The sequence below is a fragment of the Pseudomonas macauensis genome, from assembly GCF_047902425.1.
GTDB lineage: Bacteria > Pseudomonadota > Gammaproteobacteria > Pseudomonadales > Pseudomonadaceae > Pseudomonas.
Window position 1 is genome coordinate 1532842 of sequence record NZ_CP138377.1, and the last position, 23278, is coordinate 1556119.

General features: G+C 65.2%; 20 protein-coding genes. 12 read left to right on the forward strand and 8 right to left on the reverse strand.

What is annotated here, in order from left to right:
• Positions 1 to 50: 50 nt before the first annotated feature.
• Positions 51 to 2903 carry an RNA polymerase-associated protein RapA gene (gene rapA / locus SD196_RS07265; RefSeq protein ID WP_275610686.1) on the reverse strand — a complete coding sequence of 951 codons (2853 nt, stop codon included), beginning with the start codon at positions 2901 to 2903 and terminating at the stop codon, positions 51 to 53.
• A gap of 223 nt (positions 2904 to 3126) precedes the next feature.
• On the opposite strand from rapA, the gene SD196_RS07270 reads away from it, so the two are divergent.
• From SD196_RS07270 to SD196_RS07300, 7 genes are all read left to right on the forward strand, one after another.
• A complete protein-coding gene (locus SD196_RS07270; RefSeq protein ID WP_275610687.1) occupies positions 3127 to 3429 on the forward strand; it encodes an aspartate-semialdehyde dehydrogenase in 303 nt (100 codons plus the stop codon).
• Between the two features lie 51 nt (positions 3430 to 3480).
• Positions 3481 to 4080, forward strand: coding sequence for an alpha-ketoglutarate-dependent dioxygenase AlkB family protein (locus tag SD196_RS07275; RefSeq protein ID WP_343574167.1), 600 nt, complete (start codon positions 3481 to 3483; stop codon positions 4078 to 4080).
• On the forward strand, positions 4077 to 4238 hold the full coding sequence (locus tag SD196_RS07280; protein ID WP_275610689.1) for a hypothetical protein: 162 nt from the start codon (positions 4077 to 4079) through the stop codon (positions 4236 to 4238). The genes SD196_RS07275 and SD196_RS07280 overlap by 4 nt, the downstream gene beginning before the upstream one ends.
• 216 nt (positions 4239 to 4454) lie before the next feature.
• Complete coding sequence (gene ccoM / locus SD196_RS07285) at positions 4455 to 4565, forward strand: cytochrome c oxidase subunit CcoM (protein WP_279381559.1); 111 nt, start codon at positions 4455 to 4457, stop codon at positions 4563 to 4565.
• A gap of 181 nt (positions 4566 to 4746) precedes the next feature.
• The gene (locus SD196_RS07290; protein ID WP_370600950.1) at positions 4747 to 6735 is read left to right on the forward strand and encodes an FUSC family protein; all 1989 of its coding nucleotides are present in this window, start codon (positions 4747 to 4749) and stop codon (positions 6733 to 6735) included.
• Positions 6722 to 6931 carry a DUF1656 domain-containing protein gene (locus tag SD196_RS07295; RefSeq protein WP_275610691.1) on the forward strand — a complete coding sequence of 70 codons (210 nt, stop codon included), beginning with the start codon at positions 6722 to 6724 and terminating at the stop codon, positions 6929 to 6931. Before SD196_RS07290 ends, SD196_RS07295 begins: the two co-directional genes overlap by 14 nt.
• 13 nt (positions 6932 to 6944) lie before the next feature.
• The gene (locus tag SD196_RS07300; RefSeq protein ID WP_275610692.1) at positions 6945 to 7802 is read left to right on the forward strand and encodes an HlyD family secretion protein; all 858 of its coding nucleotides are present in this window, start codon (positions 6945 to 6947) and stop codon (positions 7800 to 7802) included.
• Here the strand turns inward: SD196_RS07300 and SD196_RS07305 are convergent.
• From SD196_RS07305 to SD196_RS07315, 3 genes are all read right to left on the reverse strand, one after another.
• Positions 7783 to 8961: an MFS transporter gene (locus SD196_RS07305; protein ID WP_331316314.1), complete on the reverse strand. Its 1179-nt coding sequence runs from the start codon at positions 8959 to 8961 to the stop codon at positions 7783 to 7785. The genes SD196_RS07300 and SD196_RS07305 overlap by 20 nt on opposite strands.
• A 143-nt stretch (positions 8962 to 9104) precedes the next feature.
• Positions 9105 to 9575, reverse strand: a complete 471-nt coding sequence (locus SD196_RS07310) for a MaoC family dehydratase (protein WP_275610694.1) — start codon at positions 9573 to 9575, stop codon at positions 9105 to 9107.
• Positions 9572 to 10525 (reverse strand): alpha/beta hydrolase, encoded by a 954-nt coding sequence (locus SD196_RS07315; RefSeq protein ID WP_343574155.1) that lies wholly within the window; start codon positions 10523 to 10525, stop codon positions 9572 to 9574. The genes SD196_RS07310 and SD196_RS07315 overlap by 4 nt, the downstream gene beginning before the upstream one ends.
• A gap of 337 nt (positions 10526 to 10862) precedes the next feature.
• Here SD196_RS07315 and fadD2 point away from each other — a divergent pair, with 337 nt between their 5' ends.
• Positions 10863 to 12551, forward strand: coding sequence for a long-chain-fatty-acid--CoA ligase FadD2 (gene fadD2, locus SD196_RS07320; RefSeq protein WP_275610696.1), 1689 nt, complete (start codon positions 10863 to 10865; stop codon positions 12549 to 12551).
• 75 nt (positions 12552 to 12626) lie between these two features.
• Here fadD2 and SD196_RS07325 read toward each other — a convergent pair whose 3' ends face one another.
• Positions 12627 to 12875, reverse strand: a complete 249-nt coding sequence (locus tag SD196_RS07325; protein ID WP_275610697.1) for a YdcH family protein — start codon at positions 12873 to 12875, stop codon at positions 12627 to 12629.
• Positions 12876 to 13410: 535 nt separating this feature from the next.
• On the opposite strand from SD196_RS07325, the gene fadD1 reads away from it, so the two are divergent.
• Together fadD1 and hrpA are read left to right on the forward strand one after the other, a co-directional pair.
• Positions 13411 to 15096, forward strand: coding sequence for a long-chain-fatty-acid--CoA ligase FadD1 (fadD1, locus tag SD196_RS07330; protein ID WP_275610698.1), 1686 nt, complete (start codon positions 13411 to 13413; stop codon positions 15094 to 15096).
• Between the two features lie 195 nt (positions 15097 to 15291).
• A complete protein-coding gene (gene hrpA / locus SD196_RS07335) occupies positions 15292 to 19311 on the forward strand; it encodes an ATP-dependent RNA helicase HrpA (protein ID WP_416311226.1) in 4020 nt (1339 codons plus the stop codon).
• Between the two features lie 105 nt (positions 19312 to 19416).
• Here hrpA and SD196_RS07340 read toward each other — a convergent pair whose 3' ends face one another.
• A complete protein-coding gene (locus SD196_RS07340; protein ID WP_416311227.1) occupies positions 19417 to 20121 on the reverse strand; it encodes a glutathione binding-like protein in 705 nt (234 codons plus the stop codon).
• Between the two features lie 139 nt (positions 20122 to 20260).
• Between SD196_RS07340 and SD196_RS07345 the strand changes: the two genes are divergently transcribed.
• Positions 20261 to 20698, forward strand: coding sequence for an HIT family protein (locus SD196_RS07345; RefSeq protein WP_331316306.1), 438 nt, complete (start codon positions 20261 to 20263; stop codon positions 20696 to 20698).
• 19 nt (positions 20699 to 20717) lie between these two features.
• Here the strand turns inward: SD196_RS07345 and SD196_RS07350 are convergent, their stop codons facing one another.
• A complete protein-coding gene (locus tag SD196_RS07350; RefSeq protein ID WP_275610702.1) occupies positions 20718 to 21137 on the reverse strand; it encodes a 3-isopropylmalate dehydratase in 420 nt (139 codons plus the stop codon).
• A 195-nt stretch (positions 21138 to 21332) separates the two neighbouring features.
• Between SD196_RS07350 and SD196_RS07355 the strand changes: the two genes are divergently transcribed.
• Positions 21333 to 22397, forward strand: a complete 1065-nt coding sequence (locus tag SD196_RS07355; RefSeq protein ID WP_275610703.1) for a GGDEF domain-containing protein — start codon at positions 21333 to 21335, stop codon at positions 22395 to 22397.
• A 5-nt stretch (positions 22398 to 22402) separates the two neighbouring features.
• Here the strand turns inward: SD196_RS07355 and SD196_RS07360 are convergent, their stop codons facing one another.
• Positions 22403 to 22915, reverse strand: a complete 513-nt coding sequence (locus SD196_RS07360; protein WP_343574141.1) for an ankyrin repeat domain-containing protein — start codon at positions 22913 to 22915, stop codon at positions 22403 to 22405.
• Positions 22916 to 23278 lie beyond the last annotated feature (363 nt).

The following is a 23278-nucleotide window of genomic DNA, read 5'->3' on the forward strand; positions in this document are numbered from 1 at the left end:
AGCCGCCACCGGTTGCCCCGTGGCGGCTTTTTCATGACGCGCTGTCTGGCTTAGCCAGCGACCAGCACGCGGATCGCCTCCAGGCGCAGCGACGCCTTGTCCAGCATCGCCAGGCTGTCGTCACGTTGCTTGCGCAGGGCTTCCAGTTCGCTGTCGCGCACGCTCGGGTTGACGGCCTTGAGCGCGGTCAGGCGGGCCAGTTCTTCGTCCAGGGTGGCGGTCAGCTGCTGGCGAGCCTGCTCCACGCGCTCGGCATGGCGCGGAGTGATCTTGGTCTCCGCCAGGGCGAACTGCTTGGCCAGCACGTCGCGCTGGGCCTGCACGAACTTGTTGGCACTGGCGCGCGGCACGCTTTCCAGCTGGTCGTTGAGGGTTTCGAAGGACACGCGGGCGGACAGGTCGTTGCCGTTGGCGTCCATCAGGCAGCGCAGCGCCACCGGTGGCAGGAAGCGGCCGAGCTGCAATTTGCGCGGCGCCACGGCTTCGCTGACGAACAGCAGCTCCAGCAGCACGGTGCCCGGCTTGAGTGCCTTGTTCTTGATCAGCGCCACCGAGGTGTTGCCCAGCGAACCGGACAGCACCAGGTCCATGCCGCCCTGCACCATGGGGTGTTCCCAGGTGAGGAACTGCATGTCCTCGCGGGCCAGGGCCTGGGCGCGATCGTAGGTGATGGTCACGCCTTCGTCGTCGCCCAGCGGGAAGCTGGCGTCGAGCATCTTCTCGCTCGGACGCAGGATCAGCGCGTTCTCGGAGTGGTCCTCGCTGTGGATGCCGTAGGTGTCGAACAGGCGCTCCATGTAGATCGGCAGGGCGAACTGGTCGTCCTGTTCCTCGATCTCCTCCACCAGCGCCTCGCCTTCCCCGGCGCCGCCGGAGTTCAGCTCCAGCAGGCGGTCGCGGCCGCTGTGCATCTCGGCTTCCAGGGCTTCGCGGGCAGCCTTGCCTTCGGTGAGCAGGGTGGCGAAGGCCTCGTCGTCGCCGCCGTCCAGCAGTTCCACCAGGCGCGGACCGAAGCGGTGCTGCAGGGCGTTGCCGGTGGGGCAGGTGTTGAGGAAGGCGTTCAGCGCCTGGTGGTACCACTGGAACAGGCGTTCCTGCGGGCTGTTTTCCAGGTGCGGTACGTGGATCTGGATGGTGTGCTTCTGACCGATACGATCCAGGCGCCCGATGCGCTGTTCCAGCTGGTCCGGGTGGGCCGGCAGGTCGAACAGTACCAGGTGATGGGCGAACTGGAAGTTGCGGCCTTCACTGCCGATTTCCGAGCAGACCAGCACCTGGGCGCCGAACTCTTCGTCGGCGAAGTAGGCGGCGGCGCGGTCGCGTTCGAGGATGCTCATGCCTTCGTGGAACACCGTGGCCGGGATGCCGGACTTCAGGCGCAGCGCGTCTTCCAGGTCCAGCGCGGTCTCGGCGTGGGCGCAGATCACCAGCACCTTGTACTGCTTGAGCATTTTCAGAGTGTCGATCAGCCACTCGACGCGCGGGTCGAAGCGCCACCAGCGGGCGTTCTCGTCGCCGTCCTCGACCTGGGCCTGGAAGCTGACTTCCGGGTACAGGTCCGGGTGCTCGCCGATCGGCAGCTCCATGTATTCCACCGGGTTGGCCAGGGCATAGGGATGCAGCTGGCGCTCGGGGAAGCCTTGCACCGCAGCGCGGGTGTTGCGGAACAGCACACGGCCGGTGCCGTGGCGATCGAGCAGCTCGCGCACCAGGCGGGAGCGGGCCTCTTCATTACCGCCCTCGACGCTGGCCAGCAGGTCGTCGCCCTCGCTGCCGAGGAAGCCGTGGATGGCCTCGCGGGCGCTGGGGGACAGACGGCCTTGGTCGATCAGTTCCTGCACTGCCTCGGCGACCGGGCGGTACTGGCTGCTCTCGGCGCGGAAGGCTTCCAGGTCGTGGAAGCGATCCGGATCGAGTAGGCGCAGGCGGGCGAAGTGGCTGTCCAGGCCCAGCTGTTCCGGGGTCGCGGTGAGCAGCAGCACGCCGGGGATGACCTGCGACAGTTGTTCCACCAGTTGGTATTCGGGGCTGGCCTGTTCCGGGTGCCACACGAGGTGGTGGGCTTCGTCGACGACCAGCAGGTCCCAGCCAGCGGCGAAGGCTGCGTCCTGGGCGCGCTCGTCCTCACGCAGCCACTCCAGCGCCACCAGGGCCAGCTGGGTGTCTTCGAAGGGGTTGCTGGCATCGCTCTCGACGAAGCGCTCGCGGTCGAACAGGGCGACTTCCAGGTTGAAGCGCCGGCGCATTTCCACCAGCCACTGGTGCTGGAGGTTTTCCGGCACCAGGATCAGCACGCGGTTGGCGCGGCCGGAGAGCAACTGGCGGTGGATCACCAGGCCCGCCTCGATGGTCTTGCCCAGGCCCACTTCGTCGGCCAGCAGGACGCGCGGCGCCATGCGGTCGGCGACTTCACGAGCGATGTGCAGCTGGTGGGCGATGGGTTGCGCACGGGCGCCACCCAGGCCCCAGAGCGAGGATTGCAGCAGGCGGCTGCGGTGTTCCAGGGTGTGGTAGCGCAGGCCGAACCAGGACATCGGGTCGATCTGCCCGGCGAACAGGCGATCACTGGCCAGGCGGAACTGGATGAAGTTCGACAGCTGGGTTTCCGGCACGGTGCGCTGGTCGTTCTGCGCGGTGATGCCGTGGTAGATCAGCAGGCCGTCGATCTCGTCCACTTCGCGGACGGTCATCTTCCAGCCTTCGAAATGGGTGATCTCGTCGCCCGGGGCGAAGCGCACGCGGGTCAGCGGCGCATTGCGTTCGGCGTACTGGCGGGTATCACCGGTGGCCGGATAGAGCACCGTGAGCAGGCGTCCGTCGAGCGCCAGGATGGTCCCGAGCCCAAGTTCCGCTTCACTGTCGCTGATCCAGCGTTGGCCGGGTTGATACTGCGCCATGGACACCTCCCAAAAAAAGCCGGCTATGGTACCGGAACGCGCGGCATTCAGCGATGGCCGATGACGGTTCCGGTCGTCCGAACGGTCGGGCCTGCCGGGAGGAGGGCGCTAGGCGTCGAAGACTCCCGCTGGAGTTGCCGCAAATGACGAAAGTGTAGCGAGCCGGACTCAAGTCTGTAGTGGACCGGCCGATAGCCTGACCAGAGGAATTCCGACGGGACCTTTCCTTATGCTGCTGCCCATTCCCCATAGTCTGACACCGGTCACCGCCCAGCAGGACGTGCCCAGGCCGCGACCGGATGTCGCCCCGGTGAGCCCGCCTGCGCCCAGCGCGGGCAACGCCGGCGTGGGGCTGGAACGCCGACCGGATGAAGAGGTGCTGGAAGAGGAATATCAGCGCCGTCGCAAACGCCGCCAGGCCAGCGACGGCACTCCGGAGGGCGAGGCCCTGGAAGAGTTGGAGCAGGTCGAGGAACTGGGCGAGGCGCAGGACACCCTGCGCAAGGGCCGGTGGATCGATATCGAGATCTGACGGTCCGGCCCGGAGTAAGCTGGATCAACACCTGATTGCGCCGAGTCCCGCATGCTGTTCGACGATGCCCCCATCCAATTGCCTGATGCCGAACTGCGTCTGCTGAGCGACTGGTGTCCGCCGTCGCTGGCGGAGCGCTGGTTCGAACAACTGGTCGCCCAGACGCCCTGGGACCAGCCCAGCGTGCATCTGCACGGGCGCGACTACCCGGTGCCGCGACTGGTTGCCTGGTACGGCGACCCTGAGGCTTTCTATACCTACTCCGGCCTGACCCACGCACCGTTGCCGTGGACGCCACTGCTGGCGCAAATCCGCACGCGGGTCGAGTCGGCGGCCGGGCAGCGCTTCAATGGCGTGCTGCTCAACTACTACCGGGATGGCCAGGACTCCATGGGCTGGCACAGCGACGACGAACCGGAGCTGGGGCGCAATCCGGTGGTGGCCTCGTTGAACCTCGGTGGCGTGCGGCGCTTCGACCTGCGTCGCAAGGGGCGTAACACAATCGAACACTCCATCGAGCTGTCCGGCGGTTCGCTGCTGGTCATGTCCGGCGCAACGCAGCATTATTGGCAGCATCAGGTTGCCAAGACGCGCCGTCCGGTCGCACCGCGCCTGAATCTGACTTTCCGCCTGGTGCATGCCCTGCCATGAGCAACGACGACAAACTGATCGACTTCGCCTCCGAGCGCGACAAGCGCATCCACGACGTGCATGAAAAACGCCTGCAGGACGTGCGTCAGGCCTTCGAGAACGCGCTGCCGCTGGGCAAGTCGCGCAAGAAGGGCAAGAGCAAGCCGAAGAAGCGCTGATTTTTCCCGGCGCTGACTGCTCCTTTTTCCGCCAAAGTGCCGCCCTGCGCGGCTTCCCGCCGCACCCTCCCCCTCCTGTAACTTGACCTGCGTCAGTGCTCCGGCCCTCGCCGGAAAGCGCCTTGTCGACCATTGATCCAGGTCAATTTGTCCCGCCCGGCCACCGGTAATCTGCACACATCCCCAGACGATGTAGGCAAACAGGAGGCCAGCATCATGTTCATCGACGAAGTGGTTCTCGCAGGCATCGTTACCGTAGGACTGATGGTCGTGTTCTTCGGCGGGATCGGAATTTTCATCTGGAAGGACAGCCACAAGAAGAGCTGATCCTTACAGATATACAGAGCACGCAAGGCACTTCGGGCGACTTAGGTCGCCCGTTTTTTTGCCTGCGCGAAAGTCGGGATGCTATGTTGTTAGCTTGCTAATAATGTGTTTGGCAACGATGTTGCCGTCCCCGTAGCCGACTATCTTTAGGCGATAGACCCGGAGCCTTTCGAGAGACCGCGTGCGACCTACGCTACAGGCATTCCTCGCGCCGGATACGCTGGCGCTGAAATTCGCGATCAAGACGCTCCTGGCCGGCGGCCTGGCGCTCTGGTGCGCCTTCCGTTTCGACCTCGAACAGCCGCAATGGGCACTGATGACGGTGTTCATCGTGTCCCAACCGCTGTCGGGCATGGTGGTGGCCAAGGGATTGTTCCGCCTGATCGGCACCCTGGCCGGCACCGCCATGTCCGTGGTGATCATGGCGTTGTTCGCCCAGACTCCCTGGCTGTTCCTGCTCGCCGTGTCGGTATGGCTCGGCCTCTGCACAGCCGCTTCGACCACGCTGCGCAACCACGTGTCGTATGCCTTCGTGCTCTCCGGCTACACGGTGGCGATCATCGGCCTGCCGGCGATCAGCCATCCGCTGGGGGTATTCGACCAGGCCGTGGCACGCTCCACGGAAATCTGCCTGGGCATCCTGTGTGCTTCGGCGGTCAGCGCCATCCTCTGGCCGCGCCGGGTCGAGGCCAACCTGGACAAGCAAGCGCGGGCCACCTGGCTTACCGGGATGCAGGCCGCGCGCAGCGAGATCGATGCCGACGCGCGGGAGATCAAGGGCCTGCTGCTGGCGCTGGGCAAGATCGTCGAGGTGGACGTACAGCGTGATCACGCCTGGTTCGAGGGCTATCGCGGACGCATGCGGTCGCGGGCACTGCGCATCCTCTCCCGCGACCTGCTCAGTCTGCTGCGTACCGCGCGCGGTGTGGCCCGCCAGCGCAGCGTGTTGGACGACGGCGACAAGGCGCGGCTGCAACCCTGGGTCGATGAGCTGCAAGCAGTGTTGCAGGACCCACAGGTCGAGTCGATGAAGGCGCTGGGCGAGCGTTTGGAGCAGGCGGGCAGCGACGACACCCGGTCCAACGACCTGCGCTATTGCCTGATCCGTTGTGCGCTGCTGCTGCGCAAGGCCGTGGACGCCGAGCGCACCATGCGTTCGGTCGCCTCGGGGGCGGTGGATGAGCGAGCGACCGGCACGCTGTCCTGGCACCGCGACTGGTTGATGGCGCTGTTTTATGGCCTGCGTAGCGCCTTGGCGCTGCTCGGCATGTCGGCCTTCTGGATGGCCACCGCCTGGCCTGCCGCCACTGGCGGGATGTTGCTGGCGGCGGTGATCTGCAGCCTGTTCGCCAATCGCGACAATGCCGTTGCCATCGGCCTGGGCTTCCTGCGCGGCATTCTTTACGCGATACCTGCCGCCGCGGTGGTCACCCAGTGGCTGCTGCCGCAGTGGAACGGTTTCCCGCTGCTCTGCATGGCCCTCGGCGTGCCGCTGTTCTTCGCCTTGCTGGGCATGGCCACACCGGCGTTGGCCGGCACCGCCACCTCGTTCTCGATCCATTTCATCACCCTGGTGGCGCCGAGCAATGTGATGCGCTACGACCTGGCGTCCCTGCTCAATTCCGCCCAGGGCGTGGTCATCGGTGTGGGCTTCGCGGTTGTGGTGTTCCGCCTGTTGACCCTGCCGGCGGACTGGCTCAACCGACGCCTGATCCAGGCCACCTGTATCGACCTGGGGCGCCTGACCCGGCGGCCAATCGAGGAGGCGGAGAACTGGTTCGGCGGACGCATGGCCGACCGCCTGATCCGCCTGGCGCGGCACTACACCTTGTTGCCGAAAGAGGAGCAGCGGCGTTGGCAGGACGGCCTGCTGGCGCTGGACCTGGGCAACGAACTGATCCATATGCGCGCCTGCCTCAATAATGCCCACGGTCTGTTGCGCAAGGCGCGCGACCAGTTCCTCGGCTCGCTCGCCAGCGTGCTGGAGCAGGGGCCGGGCAGCGGCCGCGAGCAGCGCCTTGAGGCGCTCTGCGAACCCCTGGAGGAAGCCCTGGCGCGCGATCTCCACGGCGAGAACGAACCCAATCGCCTGGCCCGCGCCGCCCTGGCGCAATTGCGCCACACTTGGCGGCAGTGGTGCCGATTGGAGGATCAGCATGGGACTGCATGAGGTCGGTTGGGGCGGCGTCTACCTCAGCCCGTTGTTCATCTACGCGGTACTGGCCCTGGGCCTGACGGTGGTGCTGCGCCTGCTGCTGCAGGCCACGCCCTTCGGCCGCTGGATCTGGCACGAAGCGCTGTTCGATTGCTCGTTGTTCGTGCTGATTCTCTGTGGCGTCACCTGGGCACTGAGCGCGGCCCCTTGAGAGGAGAAGTTGAATGCGCGGATTCCTTCGCGTAGCCGTCACCCTGATTCTGGTCTTCTGCGCCGTACTCGCCGGCACTTGGCTATGGCGCTACTACATGCTGTCGCCCTGGACCCGCGATGCGCGGGTGCGTGCCGACGTGGTGGTGATCGCCCCTGACGTGTCCGGCTGGGTTACCGACCTGGCGGTGCAGGACAACCAGCAGGTGAAGGCCGGCGACCTGATCATGCGCATCGACCGCGAGCGCTACGCCGCCAATCTGGAACAGGCCAAGGCGCTTGCCGAGACCCGTCACCAGCAGTATCTGCTTCGCCAGAGCGAAGCATCCCGGCGAAATCGCCTGGGCATCGCGGCGATCAGCGCCGAAGACAAGGAGACCGCGCAGATCAACGCCGCCATCGCCAAGAGCGAATACGACCAGGCACTGGCCCAGTTGCGCCTGGCCGAACTGAACCTGACCCGCAGCGAAATGCGCGCTCCGCGCGACGGCCAGGTCACCAACCTGCGCCTGGCCCAGGGCAACTACGCCCAGGCCGGCCAGCCGGCGATGGCGCTGGTGGACCAGAAGTCCTTCTACGTTACCGCCTACTTCGAGGAGACCAAGCTGCCCGGCATTCGTGTCGGCCAGCCGGCGAAGATCGTGCTGATGAGCGGCGATACCGCCATCGATGGCACCGTGGAAAGCATCAGCAGCGGCATCACCGACCGCAACGCGATTCCCGACAGCCAGTTGCTGGCCAACGTCGAACCGACCTTCAACTGGGTGCGCTTGGCCCAGCGCATCCCGGTGCGCATCCGTCTGGACAAGGTGCCCGCAGGCATCCACCTGAGCGCGGGGATGACCGCCAGCGTCACGGTGAGGGAACGCTGAACGGAGTGTCATCCCGCTCACGCTGCAGCCAGCAGGATAGTGTCGCGCAGAGCACCGACGCCGCCACCAGTGCGATACCGACCCAGGGCGTCCAGGTGATGCCGGCCAGGCTGATCACCGCGCCGCCCAGCGCCGCGCCGAGGGCCACGCCCAGGTGCATGGCCGAGGTGTTCAGCGCCACCCCGGCACTGCCGCTGGCCGGGTCGCTGGCCAGCAGGTAGCTCTGAACCGCCGGCGAGATCATCCAGCTGATGGTGCTCCAGACCATCAGCGCCATCAGCAACAGCCAGGGATGCCCGAGGCTCAACGGAATCGCCAGCATTGCCAGGGCGAACAGCCCCGGCACCACGATCAGCGCACGGCGATGCCCGAGACGGTCGCTCAACCAGCCACCCAGGTAACCGCCCCCGATGGCGGCGAGGCCGATCAGCAGCAGAGCCAGGGCGATGCGCTGGCTGTCGGTGATCCCGGCGACCTGCTGGAACCAAGGCGTGATGTAGGCGAACAGGGTGAAGTGCCCGCCCAGCAGCAGGATCGACACCAGCTGCGCCAGGTTCAGCGAGGGGCTGCGCAGCTGGCGCTTGTACGCCGCGCCATTGGCTGGGCTGCCCAGCGTGCGACGGGGCAGGGCGAGGCGCAGCAGGGCGGCCAGTGGCAGTGAATAGAGGGCGATGGCGGCGAAGATCCAGCGCCAGCCAAACCACTCGTTCACCAGTACGCCAGCCGGCACGCCGAACACCAGTGAACCGCTGATGCCCATGAAGATCAGGCCGATCGCGCGCCCGCGCTGGGCCGGCGGCGCCAGTTCCACCGCCAGCAGGCTGGCCTGCATGATGAGCAGCCCGCAGCAAGCGGCCATGCCGATACGCATCAGCAGCAGCGACAGGTAGCCGGGGCTCAGTGCGGCGCCGGCATTGAACATGGCGAAGATCAGCAGGGTGATCACCAGCAGGCGGCGGCAATCGGCGCCCCGGGTCAGCCAGCCGAGCAGCGGCGCGGCGATGGCGAAACTCAGGGAGAACAGGCTGGTGAGCTGGCCGGCGAGGCTGAGGGATACGCCCAGGTCGGCGGCGAGCGAGGGTAGGATGCCAGTGAGGATGGCCTCGGCGAGGCCTGCGGCGAAGGTGCAGAGGGATAGCAATAGCAGTCGAAGGTCCATGGCGGCTCCGATTCCCGGTGATGGGGTTTCGGGCGGAAGGCCTTCGGTTATCCCAGTTGATTGAACTGACGACGGGGAAGGGTAGTTGAGGCGGAAACTGTATACAAGTTTCCGGGGCCGGATGGCCGGCCCCGGAGTGCCTATCAGCCGATGGTGATCGGCGGCAGCGCAGGCAGTTCGATGTTGAGCTTCTCGGCGGGCGCCAGCACTTCGGCTTCGCCTTTCACCACAGCCTTGCCATCCTGGTTGAGCACCACGGTGCCGATGCGCACGCGGTTCTTCGGCAGCTTTTCCAGCACTTCCAGTTCCACCGTCAGTTCGTCACCGAGCTTCACCGGACGGGTGAACGTCAGGTTCTGGCCGAGGTAGATGGTGCCAGGGCCCGGCAGGGTGGTGGCGATTGCCGCGCTGATCAGCGCGCCGGTGAGCATGCCGTGGGCGATACGCTCCTTGAACTGGGTGGTGGCGGCGTACTCGGCGTCCAGGTGAACCGGGTTGCGGTCGCCGGAGACTTCTGCGAACAGCTGGATGTCGCGCTCGCCGACGCTGCGCTTGAAGTTGGCTTTCTGGCCGACTTCGAGTTCTTCGTAGGGTACGTTCTGGACCTGGGTCATAGGGGCTCCTCGAGGGTCTCGGCCTGGCGGACGGGGCAGTGCGCACCCAGCCAGTCGATCAGGTTGTGGGTGACCTCGTCACGGTTGCTCTCGTTGAACAACTCGTGACGCGCGTCGGAATAAATCTTCAGTTGGACGTCACGAACCCCGGCCCGGGTCATCGCCTGGGCGAGAACGCGCAGGCGCTTGCCCTGGCTGACCGGGTCGCGCTCGCCGCCAATCACCAGCACGGGCAGGTCGCTGCGAATGCGCGAGAGATGCTCCAGCGGGGTGATGTCGGCCAGGCCGCCGAGCAGGTCCAGCCACAGCTGGTTGCTGCAGCGGAAGCCGCAGAGCGGGTCGTTGACGTACTTGTCGACTTCGACGGGATCGCGGCTGAGCCAGTCGAAGGCGGTGCGGTTCGGTTTGAAGGCCTTGTTGAAGGAGCCGAACGAGAGGAAGTCGATCAGCGCGCTGCGCCCCAGCGGGCCTTGCCGCCAGCGCTCGAAGCGGGCGATGGCGCGGGCGCTCTTGTACAGCGCCACCGGCTGGTAGTTGGAGCCGGAGAGTACCGCCGCCTTCAGGCTGGCGTTGTGCTGCATCAGGTAGGCGCTGCCGATGTAGCTGCCCATGCTGTGGCCGAGCAGGACGATGGGCAGGTCCGGGTGTTCTTCGCGGATGTGCTGGTTCAGCGTATGCAGGTCGCCGATCACCTTGCCCCAGCCGCCGTGGTCGGCGTAGTGGCCCAGCTCGCCATGCTCGGCGGTGCGGCCGTGGCCGCGCTGGTCGATGGCGTAGAGGTGGTAGCCGGCGGCGTTCAGCGCAAGCCCCAGGCGCTCGTAGCGGCCGGCGTGCTCGGCCATGCCGTGGGAGAGCATCAGGGCCCCACGGGAGGGGCCATCCGGCGCCCAGTGGCGGGTGTACAGCGGCGTCTCGTCGCTGGCGGTCAGCCAGTAGGCAGCGTAAGGCATGGGTCCTTCCCGATTGTTGTACGAATTATCGAGCGCAAGTGAGACACGGCGATCATCGCCGACGCTGCGCAGTGTACAGCGCTGCGCGTGTCTGCCCAGGCGATTTTTGCTCAGCTGCGCGCGCGGACATTTCCTGTATGGATTGCGTCGGCTGGCCTAGGCTTCCCGCGACGTCAGGCGTTGGGCGCCATTGCGCCTGGCAAGGGGGCGGTGGGGCAAGATTCACGCAGTCAATGACGCTTGCTGGAGTCTTTGCGCTGACCGGGGGAACTGCTAGCTTCCGTCAAATGACCGCATTGGCGGTTTGGTTTCGCTCAGGTACGAGGATAAGAAAAACATGCAACCTGATTTCTGGAACGACAAACGCCCGGCTGGCGTGCCCAGTGACATCGATCTGACGGCCTACAAGTCCGTGGTGGAAGTGTTCGAGCGCTCCTGCAAGAAGTTCGCCGACCGTCCGGCGTTCAGTAATCTGGGTGTGACCCTGACTTACGCCGAGCTGGACCGCCTGTCCGCCGCCTTCGGTGCGTACCTGCAGAAGAATACCGACCTCAAGCCCGGCGACCGTATCGCCGTGCAGATGCCCAATATCCTGCAATACCCGATCGCCGTGTTCGGCGCCTTGCGCGCGGGCCTGGTGGTGGTCAACACCAACCCGCTGTACACCGCCCGCGAGATGCGCCATCAGTTCAAGGACTCCGGCGCCCGCGCGCTGGTCTACGTGAACCTGTTCGGCAAGCTGGTGCAGGAAGTGCTGCCCGACACCGGCATCGAATACCTGATCGAGGCGCGCATGGGGGATATGCTGCCTGCGCTCAAGGGCTTCGTGGTCAACACCGTGGTCAAGCACGTGAAGAAGATGGTGCCGGAGTACAACCTGCCCCAGGCCGTCTCCTTCAAGGACGCCCTGCGCCAGGGCCGTGGCCATGGACTGCAGCCGGTCAAGGTTGGCCTGGAAGATATCGCGGTGCTGCAGTACACCGGCGGCACCACCGGCGTGGCCAAGGGCGCCATGCTCACCCACGGCAACCTGGTGGCCAACATGCAGCAGGTGCATGCCTGCCTGCAGCAGCACGGCCCGGACGGCAAGCCGCTGATGCAGGTGGGCAACGAGGTGATGATCGCGCCGCTGCCGCTGTACCACATCTATGCCTTCACCGCGAATTGCATGTGCATGATGGTCAACGGCAACCACAACGTGCTGATCACCAACCCGCGCGACATCCCTGGCTTCATCAAGGAACTGAAGCAGTGGCGCTTCTCCGCACTGCTGGGCCTGAACACGCTGTTCGTCGCCCTGATGGACCGCCCGGAATTCAAGGAACTGGACTTCTCCAACCTCAAGGTCACCAACTCCGGGGGCACCGCGCTGGTCACCGCTACCGCCGAGCGCTGGAAGGCCATGACCGGTTGCTCGGTGGTGGAGGGCTACGGCCTCACCGAAACATCCCCGGTCGTGACCACCAACCCGTATGGCGACAAGGCGCGCCTGGGTACCGTCGGCATCCCGGTGGTGGGTACTGCGCTGAAGGTGATCGATGACGATGGCCGCGACCTCGGCCTGGGCGAGCGCGGCGAACTGTGCGTGAAGGGCCCGCAGGTGATGAAGGGCTACTGGCAGCGCCCGGAGGCCACCGCCGAGGTGCTGGACGCCGAAGGCTGGCTGCGTACCGGCGACATCGCGGTGATCGACCCGGACGGCTTCGTGCGCATCGTCGACCGCAAGAAGGACCTGATCATTGTCTCCGGTTTCAACGTCTACCCCAACGAGATCGAGGACGTGGTCATGGCTCACCCGAAAGTCGCCAACTGTGCGGCCGTGGGGGTGCCGGACGAGAAATCCGGCGAGGCGGTGAAGCTGTTCGTCGTGCCGCGCGAGGGCGGAGTGACGGTGGAAGAGCTCAAGGCCTACTGCAAGGAGAATTTCACCGGCTACAAGGTGCCCAAGCACATCGTCATCAAGGACGCCCTGCCGATGACGCCGGTGGGCAAGATCCTGCGCCGGGAGCTGCGCGAAACCGCCTGAGGTGAGCGTGGACGAAAAAGGGGGCTGATCCGGGATCAGCCCCCTTTTTTTGTTGCTGGTTGCCGGCCGAGTGGGTCAACCGCCACAGCTGCCACTGCCGCATTGGCAGCAGCCATCCTTCTTGCGCAGGATCTCGTACAGGTCGTCCTTGAGCTGCAGCTTCTGCTTCTTCAGCGTCTCGATGGTGTCGTGCGAGGCAGGGGTGATACCGGCTTCCATGTTCTTGATCTGCTGGTCGAGATCGTTGTGGCTATGGAAGAGCTTTGCGAAATGCGGGTCCTCGGCCTTGAGGCGGGTAATCTTTTCACGGAATTCGGGAAACATGAGGGTTCTCCAGGAGAGTGCAAAAGCACTTTGCGGGATACGGACCTGGCCGGTGTTGAGGTAGATCATTCCCAGAAGGTGATTTCACCGGTGCCTGGCGGATGAAGCTTTTACCGATCCGGAAGCTGCGACGAGTGTCTTTGCGCTTTCCCGCTGGGCAAGATCCTGCGCCAGGAGCTGTGCCAAATCGCCTGATCCGACACCGGTGGTTCACCCTGCCAACGGGGACTGGTCTGATCACCAGTCCCCGTCCTTTTTTCCGGTTTCATCTCCCTGAAACCCGCCTTGTCGGACAATCCAACAAGGCTTCAGCCCTTCTGGGACGGGCTTTTCCGACGAGTGGAGGGTGGGTGACCGAAATGGCTGCTTTCGGTCATTTTTCTGACTGGCAAGGCTGTGTTTGGTGCTGGTCGCTGTTTCTCAAAGCTGCTAATCTCGGCCCGCTTTTCGCTCCCTGCCGCCAGGGAAAGCGACATAAACACAACAACGAACCGCACTGCGGTAAAGATGAGCTGTTGCTTAGGAGTGGGCTTCCATGACCGACAATTTCTGGAAGGACAAATACCCAGTGGGGATCGCTGCCGAGATCAACGCTGACCAGTACCCGAACATCCTCGCGGTACTCAAAGAGTCCTGCCAACGCTTTGCAAGCAAGCCTGCCTTCAGCAACCTGGGCAAGACCCTGACCTACGGCGAGATGTACAAGCTCTCCGGGGACTTCGCGGCCTATCTGCAACAACACACCGATTTGAAGCCCGGCGATCGCATCGCCGTGCAGCTGCCCAACGTGCTCCAGTACCCGGTCGTGGTCTTCGGCGCCATGCGCGCCGGCCTCATCGTGGTCAACACCAACCCGCTGTACACCGCGCGGGAAATGGAGCACCAGTTCAACGACTCCGGCGCCAAGGCGCTGGTGTGCCTGGCGAACATGGCCCACCTGGCCGAGGAAGTGCTGCCCAAGACCGGCATCCGCAACGTCATCGTCACCGAAGTGGGTGACATGCTGCCGCCGCTCAAGCGCTTCATCGTCAACTTCGCGGTCAAGCACATCAAGAAGATGGTGCCGGCCTACAACCTGCCGCAGGCGCAGAAGCTCACCGACGTCCTGGCCAAGGGCCGTGGCAAGGCGGTGGCGGAAGTCTCGCCCAAGAGCGACGACGTGGCCGTGCTGCAGTACACCGGCGGCACCACCGGCGTGGCCAAGGGCGCGATGCTGACGCACCGCAACCTGGTGGCCAACATGCTGCAGTGCAAGGCACTGATGGGCGCCAACCTCAACGAAGGCTGCGAGATCCTCATCGCGCCGCTGCCGCTGTACCACATCTACGCCTTCACCTTCCATTGCATGGCGATGATGCTCACCGGCAACCACAACATCCTGGTGACCAACCCGCGCGACCTGTCGAGCATGGTCAAGGAACTGTCGCAGTGGAAGTTCACCGGCTTCGTCGGCCTGAACACCCTGTTCGTCGGCCTGTGCAACAACGACGGTTTCCGCAAGCTGGACTTCTCCGCGCTGAAGCTGACCCTGTCCGGCGGCATGGCCCTGCAACAGGCCAGCGCCGAGCGCTGGAAGGACGTCACCGGCTGCGCCATCTGCGAAGGCTACGGCATGACCGAGACCAGCCCGGTGGTGTCGGTGAACCCCTTCCAGAACATCCAGATCGGCACCATCGGCATCCCGGTTCCGTCCACCCTGTGCAAGGTCATCAGCGATGACGGCCAGGACCTGCCGCTGGGCGAGCGTGGCGAGCTGTGCGTGAAGGGCCCGCAGGTGATGAAGGGCTACTGGCAGCGCCCGGAAGCCACCGACGAGATCCTCGACAAGGACGGCTGGCTGCGTACCGGCGATATTGCGATCATCCAGGACGACGGCTACATGCGCATCGTCGACCGCAAGAAGGACATGATCCTGGTGTCGGGCTTCAACGTATACCCCAACGAGCTGGAAGACGTGCTCGCCACCCTGCCGGGCGTGCTGCAGTGCGCCGCCATCGGCATCCCGGACGAGAAGTCCGGCGAGTCGATCAAGGTCTTCGTGGTCTCCAAGCCGGGCGTCACCCTGACCAAGGAGCAGGTCATGCAGCACATGCACGACAACCTCACCGGCTACAAGCGTCCCAAGTCCGTGGAGTTCCGCGACAGCCTGCCGACCACCAACGTCGGCAAGATCCTGCGCCGCGAGTTGCGCGACCAGGAGCTCAAGAAGGCCAAGGCCTGAGCCGCTAGACAAAGAACCCGCCGCAAGGCGGGTTTTTTATGCCTGTGTGCATTGGGCTGGGGGCCTCCAGGTAATCTACGTGGCGGTCCGTGCTGGTCTTTTGCGACAATTCGCGGATTGTCGCCATGACAGCCCATTCCAGGGACCGGCTCCGCATCTGCTTGCGCCGCTCCCGTCCAGATGCCCGCGAAGCCGATGACCACTGATAGCACGCCGACCCCCGAACAGCTCCTGCAGCGCATGGATCACGCGCTGATCCGCGACCGCCATCGCCTGCGCCGGCAGCTCCACGAATTGCGCAAGCACCCCGACGACGCCAAGCTGGCGCAATGGGCCGAGCGCTTTGCGGCCTCCTGCGCCAAGGTCGAGGCGCGTCGCGCGAGCATCCCGAAGATCCGCTACGACGACAGCCTGCCGATTGCCGCCAAGCGCGACGAGATCAAGGCCGCACTGGAAAAGAGCCAGGTGGTGGTGATCGCTGGCGAGACCGGGTCGGGCAAGACCACCCAACTGCCGAAAATCTGCCTGGAGCTCGGCCGCGGCACCCACGGCCTGATCGGCCACACCCAGCCGCGCCGCCTGGCTGCGCGCAGCGTGGCGACCCGCGTCGCCGAGGAAATCGGCACACCGCTGGGGGCGCTGGTCGGCTATCAGGTGCGCTTCGAGGACCAGAGCGACGAGAGCACGCTGATCAAGCTGATGACCGACGGCATCCTGTTGGCCGAGACCCAGCACGACCGTTACCTGGAACGCTACGACACGATCATCGTCGACGAAGCCCACGAACGCAGCCTGAACATCGACTTCCTGCTCGGCTTCCTGAAGACGCTGCTGCCGCGCCGCCCGGACCTCAAGCTGATCATCACCTCGGCGACCATCGACCTGGAGCGCTTCTCCAAGCATTTTGGCGATGCGCCCATCGTCGAAGTCTCCGGCCGCACCTACCCGGTGGAAACCTGGTACCGCCCGCTGGCAGCGGAAGTGGACGAGGACGGCGAAGCGCTGTTCGACGACCTTTCCGTGGACCAGGGCATCCTCCGCGCGCTGGACGAAATCGCGGCCCACGAGCGCGAAGTCGGCAAGCGCCCCGGCGACGTGCTGGTATTCCTCCCCGGCGAGCGCGAGATTCGCGACGCCGCCGATATGCTGCGTAAGGCCAACCTGCGCCACACCGAAGTCCTGCCGCTGTATGCGCGCCTGACGCCGGCCGAGCAGCAGAAGATCTTCGCGCCCATGCCGGGGCGCAAGATCGTGCTGGCCACCAACGTCGCCGAGACCTCGCTGACTGTGCCCGGCATCCGCTACGTGATTGACAGCGGCACCGCGCGCATCAGCCGCTACAGCTACCGCGCCAAGGTCCAGCGCCTGCCCATCGAAGCCATCTCGCAGGCCAGCGCCAACCAGCGCAAGGGCCGTTGCGGGCGGGTCGAGCCGGGTATCTGCGTGCGCCTGTACAGCGAAGAAGATTTCAACGGCCGCCCGGCTTTCACCGATCCGGAAATCCTGCGCACCAACCTGGCTGCGGTGATCCTGCAGATGCTGCATCTGCGCCTGGGCGACATCGAGGCCTTCCCCTTCATCGAGCCACCGGATGGCAAGGCGATCAACGACGGCTTCACCCTCCTGCAGGAACTCTCGGCGGTGAACCGCGAGGGCCAGCTCACACCGCTGGGCCGCCAGCTGGCGCGCCTGCCCATCGACCCGCGCTTGGGCCGCATGCTGCTGGAAGCAGCGCAGCAGGGCAGCCTGCCGGAAGTGCTCACCGTGGCCAGCGCGCTGTCGGTGCAGGACCCGCGCGAGCGCCCGATCGAGCGCCAGCAGGCCGCCGACCAGGCCCACGCCCAGTGGAAGGACCCGGATTCGGACTTCGCCGCGCTGATCAACCTCTGGCGCGGCTTTGAGGAACAGCGCCTGGCGCTGGGCTCAAACGCGCTGCGCAACTGGTGTCGGAAGAATTTCCTGAATTACCTGCGCCTGCGCGAGTGGCGCGACGCGCACCGCCAGCTGACGCTGATCTGCAAGGAATTGCAGCTGCCCTTCGGCGCCAAGTCGGAGGGTGCCCTGCGCAAGAACGAGCCTGCCCGCGAGCAGCCCAGACAGCACGACAACCGTGGCCGCCAGCCGGTCGCCAAGGCGGATGAGCCGAAGGCCCGCGACATCGACTACGCCGCCGTGCACAAGGCGATCCTCTCCGGCCTGCTCAGCCAGATTGGCCAGAAGGCGGAGGAGGGCGACTACCTCGGCGCGCGTCAGCGGCGCTTCTGGATTCACCCTTCCAGTGTGATCGGGCGCAAGAAGCCACAGTGGATCATGGCCGCCGAACTGGTGGAGACCACCAAGCTGTTCGCCCGCATGGTCGCGAAGATCGAGCCGGACTGGCTGGAGCCGCTGGCCGGGCACCTGGTGAAGAAGAACTACCTGGAGCCGCACTGGGAAAAACGCCGTGGCCAGGTGGTGGCCTACGAGCAGGTCACCCTCTACGGCCTGATCATCATCGGCCGCCGCGCCGTGCACTACGGTCCGATCGATTCCCCGGTATCCCGCGAGATGTTCATTCGCGAGGCGCTGGTGCGTGGCGAGATCAACAGCCGCGCCAAGTGCCTGTCGGCCAACCGCCAGCTGCTGGAAAAGCTCGACGAGCTGGAAGCCAAGGCGCGCCGGCGCGACATCCTCGCTGACGAGGAAACCCTGTTCGCCTACTACGACGCGCGCTTGCCGGCGGACATCTACCAGTCCGCCAGCTTCGAGAAGTGGTACGAGCGCGAGCACAAGCAGCAACCGAACCTGCTGATCATGCGCGAGGAAGACGTCCTCGCCCGTGACGCCAGCGAAGTCACCGCCGGCCTCTACCCGGACCGCCTGCGCTTGGGCGAGCTGCAATTGCCTCTGACCTATCACTTCGAGCCGGGCCACGTGCGCGATGGCGTGACCGTGCGAGTGCCGGCCCCCCTGTTGCCGCAGCTGCCCGCCGAACGCCTGGAGTGGCTGGTGCCCGGCCTGCTGGAAGCCAAGTGCGTGGAGCTGGTGCGCAGCCTGCCCAAGGCGATCCGCAAGAACTTCGTGCCGGTGCCGGACTTCGTCAAGGCGGCGCTGGGCAAGATGGTCTTCGCCGAAGGCAAGCTGTCCGAATCCCTCGGTCGCGAGCTGCAGCGCATGACCGGCAGCCGCGTCACGGAAGAAGCCTGGGCGGAAGCCGAGACCCAGGTGGAAACCCACCTGCGCATGAACATCGAAGTGGTCGACGCCCGCGGCAAGTTCCTCGGCGAAGGCCGCGACCTGGCCGAACTTACCGCGCGCTTCGCCGAGGCCAGCCAGGCCGCGTTGGCCATCCCGCAGGCGGACAAGCCACAGAAACCGGTGGAAGCCAAGGGCTTCACGGAAGTGGCGGAGAAGGTCCAGCAGAAGGTCGCCGGGCTGTCGATGACGGTCTACCCGGCGCTGGTGGAAGAAGCTGGCGTGGTGAAGGAAAACCGCTTCCCGACCCAGGCCGAAGCCGACTACCAGCACCGCCGCGCCCTGCAACGCCTGCTGCTGCAACAGCTCGCCGAGCCGGCCAAGTTCCTGCGCAGCAAGCTGCCGGGGCAGACCGAGATGGGGCTGCTTTACCGCGAGCTGGGCCGGGTCGAGGCGCTGGTGGAAGACATCCTCCTGGCCAGCCTGGACAGCGCCATTCTGGACGGCGAAAGCAACCTGCCGCGCGACGGCGCCGGGCTTGCTTCGCTGGCCGAGAAGAAGCGCGGCGCCTGGACCGAGCACGCTGAACGCATTGCCCGCCTGACCCTGGAAATCCTCAAGCTCTGGCAAGGCCTGCAGAAGCGCTTCAAGGGCAAGGTCGACCTCGCCATGACCGTGCCGCTCAACGACGTGAAGGGGCAACTGGCCAGGCTGGTCTACCCCGGCTTCGTGCGCGACACGCCGCTGGAGTGGCTGAAGGAGTACCCGCGCTACCTGAAGGCGGTCGAGCAGCGTCTGGACAAGGTTGCCGGCCAGGTCCAGCGCGACCGCGTGTGGAGCAGCGAGATGGCCGGCTACTGGGAACAGTATTCGGCGCGCCTGGCCAAGCACGCCCAGGAGGGCAAGCGTGACCCGGAGCTGGCGTTGTACCGCTGGATGCTGGAGGAGTACCGCGTCTCGCTGTTCGCCCAGCAACTGGGGACCAAGCTGCCGGTGTCGGACAAGCGCCTGTCGAAGCAGTGGAGCCAGGTCGAAGCCTGATGCTCAAGCTCTTCGTAGGAGCGAGCTTGCTCGCGAACCCGTCCAGCTCCTGAGCTGCCGGGGAATCCGTTCGCGAGCAAGCTCGCTCCTACAGGGTGTGAATCCTCAATCCCGCTTCGGGATATTCAGCCCGCGCTGCACTGCCGGCCGCGCCAGGAAGCGTTCCAGCACGCGCTTCACATTGGTGAATTTCTCGAACTCCACCAACTCGCCCGCTTCATAGAAGCCAATCAGATTGCGAATCCACGGGAAGGTGGCGATGTCGGCGATGGTGTAGCGCTCGCCCATGATCCAGTCGCGGCCGTCCAGGCGCTGGTCGAGCACGGCCAGCAGACGCTTGGCTTCATCGACGTAACGCTGCAGCGGGCGCTTGTCCTCGTAGTCCTTGCCGGCGAATTTGTTGAAGAAGCCCAGTTGGCCGAACATCGGGCCGATCCCGCCCATCTGGAACATCACCCATTGCAGGGTCTCGTAGCGGCCGGTAGCGCCGGGGACGATCAGCGAGTCGGTCTTGTCGGCGAGGTAGACCAGGATCGCGCCGGACTCGAACAACGCCAGCGGTTTGCCGTCCGGACCGTTGGGATCGATGATCGCGGGGATCTTGTTGTTCGGGTTGAGCGAGAGGAATTCCGGGGACATCTGATCGTTGCGCTCGAAGCTGACCAGGTGCGGCTCGTAGGGAAGGCCGAGCTCTTCGAGCATGATCGAGACCTTCACGCCATTGGGCGTGGGCAGCGAGTACAGCTGCAGGCGGTCAGGGTGTTCGGCGGGCCATTTGCGGGTGATGGGGAACGCGGAAAGATCCGACATGCAAACTCCGATCTGTTGGGCGAAAGGCCTCAGGATAGACCGCTGCGCGTCGTCGGTCATGACCCGCGCGCGACAAACCGGTATGGTGCGGTCCGATAGTCACCGGACCCACACCCAGTCAAGGGAAAAGGAACCCATCATGAGCCTGCACGGCAACTACGATCCGCAGAATATATTCGCCCAGATCATTCGCGGCGACGCCCCCTGCTACAAGCTGTACGAGGACGACGACGTGCTCGCCTTCCTCGACCTGTTCCCGCAGTCCTACGGCCACACCCTGGTGATTCCCAAGAACTCCCCGGCACGCAATATCCTCGAAGTCGATCCCGAGGCGCTGGGCAAGGTGATGCGCGTGGTGCAGCGCCTGACCGGCGTGCTGGTGGCGGAGCTCAACCCCGATGGCGTGCAGGTCGCCCAGTTCAACGGTGCGCCGGCAGGGCAGACGGTGTTCCATATCCACATGCACATCGTCCCGCGCTATGCCGGCGAAGGCCTGGGGATTCACGCGGCGAACAAGGCCGAGGCGGAGGAACTGGAGAAGTTGCAGGCACGCCTCGTCGCTCGTCTGAACGGCTGAGGCGCACCCTGGCCGGCGGTTACTGGACCGCCGGCTTGATGTCGAAACCTGTGCGGTTGTCGCTGTTGATGCGGAAGGCGTTGTTGCCGCCCGGCTCCAGCGACACTAGCAGTTCGCGGCGCAGCATCGCCTTGCTGCACAGGCCGTCGCCGTCCTTGTCGCCGATGATGCCGACGACGTGCTTGCCGACCGGCACGTGGAAGCTGGCCGATTCGCCCTTGCCAATGCGCGCCGCCACTTCGTGGTCGATGGTGACGGCGACGTAGCAGCCGCCACCGATATAGCCCACGTCGCGGGTCACGTCGACCTTGACGCTGTCCTTGCCCGGTTGCTGATAGGCCAGTAGGCGATCGGTGGGAACGGGGTGGACTTCATCGCTCTGGTATGAGGCGCAACCGGACAGCACCAGCAACGACAGGACAGCAAGGATCGAACGCATAGATTTCCTCCACGGATGATGCAGCGAAGGCTAGCCCAGAGCGGCCGATCCTGCCGTGAATCGGCCAGCGCAGCGAATGAATCAGTCAGATAGCCCTACGGACTGTGGGAAATTGGAGTAGTCTTCTGAGACGGGAGACAGGCCGGATGACGGGGACGGTCGACCCGCTGACGGCCGAGCCAAGGAGCCAGGCTGATGTACCACAACAGCGATCCCGAGCAACTCTACGAGCCCAGCACCGGGCCATCGGGGCTGGAAGAGGCTGATCATCGCCTGCTGATGCGGCTGATCTTCGTCTGCACCGGAGTGACCCTGGGGGTGTTCTGCATCCTCCAGAGCCTGGCCGGCAACTATTGGCTGGCCATCGCCGAGGCGGCGGCCTGTGGCCTGCTGTTGTGGGCCTCGCACCGGCTCAAGCGGGTGCGCCACCTGGTGCCATGGATCTTCGCCTACCTGATTCCGACCTTCTGTTTCATCCTCTATATCATCGTCATGCCCAAGGCCTCGGCCTCGGCGTTTGTCTGGGTCTACCTGATGCCGGTCATGGCCTATCTGCTGCTGGGCCAGTGGCGCGGTTTCCTGCTGAGTGTGCCGTTCATGCTGCTGGCGACCCTGATGTACCTCTATATGAACCACCTGCGGCTGGATGCGCCAGGGCTGATCGATATCGGTAACGGCATCTTCTGCGGCGTGCTGGTGCTGGCCTTCATGCACCTCTACGAAGGGCGCCGCGCCGATGCCTACAAGCAGCTGCGCCGTCTTGCACTCACCGACACGCTGACCGGGGTAGCCAGTCGCGAGAGCTTCCAGCGCGCCTTGCAGCGCTGCATCCAGGAATCGGCCCGCTACGACACGCGGCTGGTGCTGGTGGTGCTGGATGTCGACCACTTCAAGCTGATCAACGACCAGTGGGGGCATGAGGCGGGTGACAAGGCCCTGCAGCACCTGTGCAGGTCCCTTCGTCATCGGCTACGCGCCACCGACCTGATTGGCCGCCTGGGCGGGGAGGAGTTCGGCATCCTGCTGCCGTTCACCGACCGCTTCGATGCCCAGCCGCTGGTGGAGGCGCTATGCCAGGAAGTGGCCCGGCGACCGCTGGAGTACGGTGGGCAGCGTATTCCACTGTCCGCCACCTTTGGCCTGGCCGAGTGGCCCACCGACGGCCTGGATGCCGACGAGCTCTACCGCTGTACCGACCGCCGCCTGTATCGCGGCAAGGCGGAAGGACGCAACCGGCTGGTCCACAGCGACCCGGCCTGAGTGGCTCAGGCCGCTTCAAGCACGGCGAGGGTATCGGCGGCGTTCATCATCCGCGCGGCGGCCAGGGGCGTCAGGCCGCTGGCATCCCGGGCGGCAGGGTTGGCACCGTGTTCCAGCAGGCAGCGGACGATCTCCGGGTGATTGAACATCGCCGCCATCATCAGCGCAGTCTTGCCATCGGGCGAAGCGCCCTCGACGTTGGCGCCGTGTGTCAGCAGCAGACGGACCATCGGCAGGTCGCCCTTGAAGGCTGCGCCGGCCAGGGGCGTTTGCCCAGCGTTGTTGCGCAGGTCCGGATCGGCGCCGTGCTCCAGCAGCACTCGTACCGTGTCGAGGTGGCCGTAGTAGCTGGCCAGCATCAGCAGGCTGTCGCCCTTGTGGTTGCGCAAATTGGCCGGCAGGCCCTGGCGCAACAGCGCGGCGAGGCGCTCGGTGTCGCCCTGGCGGGCCAGATCGATCACCTGATTGGCGAATTCCAGTGTTTGTTCGTCCATTTCCGGGCGGGGCGTGTCACTCATCCTGTCGGTCTCCCTGGGCAATGGCGAGAAGCATACGGGCCGCTGCCGATTCCGGCGCGCCATCCATGGCTATGGTGCCCTTGCAGTAATTCAATCGATCGGGCCATGCCAGGCAGTACGAGGCTTTATTACGGAAAGTGGCGCAATCGCCACGCTTTGCCGGCGACTTTTTGCCGAAAATTGCAGCATAATCAGTGCCCCGGAGTTGTACTAAGGTGCCACTGCGGACCGCCGGGCGGCGAAAGATGCCGCCTGCGGAGGGGGATGGCAAACTGCCCCGTTACATCCCCCTGTCTCCGTGCCATGTCGCGGAGCCCCAGAATTTCCAGTGCCGGCCGCCGTGCGGGCACCTTGATGCCTAAC

Bases quoted from the DNA above. Each gene is read 5' to 3' on its own strand.
- SD196_RS07270 (WP_275610687.1), top strand. From the start codon at position 3,127: ATGCTGCTGCCCATTCCCCATAGTCTGACACCGGTCACCGCCCAGCAG.
- SD196_RS07275 (WP_343574167.1), top strand. From the start codon at position 3,481: ATGCTGTTCGACGATGCCCCCATCCAATTGCCTGATGCCGAACTGCGT.
- SD196_RS07280 (WP_275610689.1), top strand. From the start codon at position 4,077: ATGAGCAACGACGACAAACTGATCGACTTCGCCTCCGAGCGCGACAAG.
- ccoM (WP_279381559.1), top strand. From the start codon at position 4,455: ATGTTCATCGACGAAGTGGTTCTCGCAGGCATCGTTACCGTAGGACTG.
- SD196_RS07295 (WP_275610691.1), top strand. From the start codon at position 6,722: ATGGGACTGCATGAGGTCGGTTGGGGCGGCGTCTACCTCAGCCCGTTG.
- SD196_RS07300 (WP_275610692.1), top strand. From the start codon at position 6,945: ATGCGCGGATTCCTTCGCGTAGCCGTCACCCTGATTCTGGTCTTCTGC.
- SD196_RS07305 (WP_331316314.1), bottom strand. From the start codon at position 8,961: ATGGACCTTCGACTGCTATTGCTATCCCTCTGCACCTTCGCCGCAGGC.
- SD196_RS07310 (WP_275610694.1), bottom strand. From the start codon at position 9,575: ATGACCCAGGTCCAGAACGTACCCTACGAAGAACTCGAAGTCGGCCAG.
- SD196_RS07315 (WP_343574155.1), bottom strand. From the start codon at position 10,525: ATGCCTTACGCTGCCTACTGGCTGACCGCCAGCGACGAGACGCCGCTG.
- fadD2 (WP_275610696.1), top strand. From the start codon at position 10,863: ATGCAACCTGATTTCTGGAACGACAAACGCCCGGCTGGCGTGCCCAGT.
- SD196_RS07325 (WP_275610697.1), bottom strand. From the start codon at position 12,875: ATGTTTCCCGAATTCCGTGAAAAGATTACCCGCCTCAAGGCCGAGGAC.
- fadD1 (WP_275610698.1), top strand. From the start codon at position 13,411: ATGACCGACAATTTCTGGAAGGACAAATACCCAGTGGGGATCGCTGCC.
- hrpA (WP_416311226.1), top strand. From the start codon at position 15,292: ATGACCACTGATAGCACGCCGACCCCCGAACAGCTCCTGCAGCGCATG.
- SD196_RS07340 (WP_416311227.1), bottom strand. From the start codon at position 20,121: ATGTCGGATCTTTCCGCGTTCCCCATCACCCGCAAATGGCCCGCCGAA.
- SD196_RS07345 (WP_331316306.1), top strand. From the start codon at position 20,261: ATGAGCCTGCACGGCAACTACGATCCGCAGAATATATTCGCCCAGATC.
- SD196_RS07350 (WP_275610702.1), bottom strand. From the start codon at position 21,137: ATGCGTTCGATCCTTGCTGTCCTGTCGTTGCTGGTGCTGTCCGGTTGC.
- SD196_RS07355 (WP_275610703.1), top strand. From the start codon at position 21,333: ATGTACCACAACAGCGATCCCGAGCAACTCTACGAGCCCAGCACCGGG.
- SD196_RS07360 (WP_343574141.1), bottom strand. From the start codon at position 22,915: ATGAGTGACACGCCCCGCCCGGAAATGGACGAACAAACACTGGAATTC.